The 3,496-nt window shown below is 37.9% G+C and carries 2 protein-coding genes; one reads left to right on the plus strand and one right to left on the minus strand.

The genetic code is table 11. From position 1 onward, the window contains the following. Window positions 1-1,592, plus strand: a 1,592-nt coding sequence (locus ACKPEB_RS22010) for a YcjF family protein (RefSeq protein ID WP_408967157.1), incomplete at its 5' end; no start/stop codon positions are given. A 98-nt stretch (window positions 1,593-1,690) separates the two neighbouring features. Here the strand turns inward: ACKPEB_RS22010 and ACKPEB_RS22015 are convergent. After that, window positions 1,691-3,310, minus strand: coding sequence for an FkbM family methyltransferase (locus ACKPEB_RS22015; protein ID WP_408967158.1), 1,620 nt, complete (start codon window positions 3,308-3,310; stop codon window positions 1,691-1,693). Window positions 3,311-3,496 lie beyond the last annotated feature (186 nt).

Genomic DNA, 3,496 nt, shown 5'->3' on the forward strand with positions numbered 1-3,496 from the left:
TTGGGATTTGCCTGATTTTAGGGTTAATGATTTGGCTGATTAGTTCCCTATCGGTTCTTTATACTCAAGTCATTGGCTTAGGGAATCCGATTTTAGTCAATTTGCTCCTATTATTAATTATAATATTATTAGGATTAGCGATTTTTGCCTTTTTTTATTATACTCGATTATTCCAAAAATCAAAACAATCTCGTAAAAAACGGCGACCTTTAAAAATTCCGTTAGATAAAACAGAAGCGGCGGAAGAAGCTCTTAAATCTTTAAGACAACAGGTGACTCAAATTCAAGATGAAGTGACCAAAAAAGCATTATTCAGTCGTTCTCAAGATATCGCTTCAGAGTTAGCAAAAGGTAATATTAAAGTGGTTGTATTTGGAACAGGTTCGGCGGGAAAAACTTCTTTAGTTAATGCTTTAATGGGGAAAATGGTAGGGAAAGTTAATGCACCGATGGGAACCACAGAAGTTGGAGAAACCTATCATTTACAATTACCAGGAATTGAACGAGAAATTTTAATTACCGATACCCCTGGGATTTTAGAAGCGGGAATAGGAGGGTCTGAACGGGGAAAATTAGCGCGTTATGCGGCAACTGATGCCAATTTATTAATCTTTGTTGTAGATAATGATTTAAGACAATCAGAATATGATTCCTTACAAGCTCTCGTTGAAATTGGCAAGCGATCGCTAATTCTTTTAAATAAAACTGATTTATATCCAGAAACCGATAAAACTCTAATTTTAGCTAAACTTCGAGAGCGAGTGAAAACTTTTTTAGATGCCAGTGATGTTCTTGCTGTAGCCGCAAATCCTCAAGCTATTCGATTAGAAACCGGAGAAATATTACATCCCGAACCAGATATTATGCCTTTAATTCGACGCATGGCAACCATCTTAAGATCCGAAGGCGAAGAATTAATTGCAGACAATATTTTATTACAATCTCAACGCTTAGGAGAAGAAGCAAGACGGTTAATTGATAATCAAAGAAAACGAGAAGCCGAAAAAATTGTGGAACGGTTTCAATGGATAGGTGCTGGGGTTATTGCGGTAACTCCATTACCCGTGATTGATTTAATTGCAACGGCGGCAGTTAATACCCAAATGGTGATAGAAATTGGCAAGATTTATGGATGCGAATTAAACATTGATCGCGGTCGAGAATTGGCACTCTCCTTAGCTAAAACATTAGGCAGTTTAGGAGTCGTAAAAGGGGTAATTCAATTAGTCTCAACAGCATTACAATTCAATGTAGCAACCTTAGTTGTCGGACGCGCCATTCAAGCTGTTAGTGCTGCCTATTTAACGCGCATTGCAGGTAAAAGTTTTATTGAATATTTCCGTCATGATCAAGATTGGGGAGATGGAGGAATGACAGAAGTTGTACAACGACAATTTCAGTTAACTCGCCGGGATGAATTTGTTAAACAATTTGTTCAAGATGCCTTTACTAAAATTATTGAACCTCTGAATTTGCAGCCAGAAGAAGAGGAAGAGGAAGAGCTTCCAATAGAAGCCAACCCTCAACCTCTCTTAAAGCGTTATTTAGAGGATTGGGATCAGGAAAATACTGTTAATCGTTCTGATTGGTAAAGAATGATTAATTAATAATATATTACTGTTTGCACCTAACATTTGGAAAAACCCTCTAATATTAACAAACCTTGAAGATTGAGCAACAGATATCTTTACTAATCTTCAAGGGTTTCTGCTAAAACTCTTGCTAACAATTTAACAATAGCTGCATTATCAGATTTGGATTTTTTACTCACAACAATTTCAGGTTGGTATTGAACTTGAGTTAATTGAGTTTTAGCTTTTTCTAGTTCGCTCTTGAGTTGAGTAATTTCTTCTTTCTGTTGATGGAACTGAGCCACATATTGTTCTAACTCAACTTGCACTTCATCCAATTGAAATTGAGTTAATTCTAATTCTTCTCGAACTTCATGTAATTCAGAACGAGATTGATCCGATTCTTTCTGAGTTTTTTCAAGTTGGGTTTGAGTTTGTTTGTGTTCAATTTGAGAGTTTTGCAGTTGGCTTTGAGATTGTTCAAGTTGGGATTGTAATTGCTGTTTTTGAGATTGAGATTGTTCTAATTCCGTTTGAGTTTGTTTAAGTTGGGATTGTAATTGCTGTTGTTGAGATTGAGATTGTTCTAATTCCGTTTGAGATTGTTGGAGTTGGGATTGTAATTGCTGTTGTTGAGATTGAGATTGTTCTAATTCGGCTAAAATTTCATCCCGTTCAGATTGTAACTCAGCCAAATTTTCTGTCCTGTTTTGTAGTTGAGATTGAGATTTTTCTAATTCCGTTTGAGTTTGTTCGAGTTGAGTTTGGAGTTGTTGTTTTTGCGATTGAGATTGTTCTAATTCCGTTTGAGTTTGTTCGAGTTGGGATTGTAATTGCTGTAGTTGAGATTGAGATTGTTCTAATTCGGCTAAAATTTCATCCCGTTGAGATTGTAACTCAGTCAAATTTTCTGTACTGTTTTTTAGTTCAGTTTTAGACTTTTCTAACATTTCCAATACTTCTTGATACTGGGAGTGCAAAGTCTCTAATTCCTGTTGAGTTTCTTGAAGTAGTTGGGCTGTTTCCGATAGAGATTGAATTGGAGAAACTTTATCATCAATTGTAACAGCTTGACGGACATAAAACGCTTCTCCCCAAGAAGGATGATAGGGACTTCCCTCTGCTACACGCTGAAATTGATAGTCACTCAGAAACTGATCAACTTGTTCAGCTAATGCACATCCTTCAAAGAGTTCTTGATAATAAATAGAAGTATAAATCCCATCAAGAGTATTCAGAAGTTGACTCGCACCTTCTAATGCTAGAAATTCAGCCCCTTGGATATCAAGAATCAAAATATTAAAATCAGTGGGGGATAAATTTAGCTGTTCGAGGAGAGTATCCAGGGTCAGCGAGGGGAGGGTGAGTTGTTGAATTTCTTTAATATTGGGGTAAATTTCGCTGTACTGTTTCCAGGGCAGGATAGAACTGCTAGACTCAAGAGAAGTCAAATGTAGAGTCACAGCATCATTGTGGTTGCTAATGGCAGCTTGAACAACTTGAATATTGGGACTTTCGGCAAAGTTAGTTTGTAGGCGTTCAACAGCGTTAGGATTGGCATCAATGAGTAAAGTTTTAACCGTATTGGGGAGGTTGAGGCGTTTGAGGGTTTTGCCATCGTAAGCCCCAATCCAGATAATCCCGTTTGGGGTAATATTGTTTTGTTGGCAGAGATTGAAGAAGTCGAGTTTCATGGGGACAGGGTTCAAGTGTAATGCTTTTTGGATTGATTCTACCAAAGAGTAGAATCAATCCAAAGCGGCTCTCCTGTACTTATGGTTATAAGCAAGGCTTATATAAAAAGACAAGCTAGTAGCTTTTCGCGCATCATCTCAAAATTTTTGAAGCCATAGCACCCTCGGTCCGGACCGGGCGGTGGATGGTGGCGGGGGTGAGGATGCCCTGGTCGAGGCAGGCGAGGGCGG

Origin of the sequence: Planktothrix sp. (assembly GCF_046067725.1) — a bacterium.
In the GTDB taxonomy this organism is placed as follows: Bacteria; Cyanobacteriota; Cyanobacteriia; order Cyanobacteriales; family Microcoleaceae; genus Planktothrix.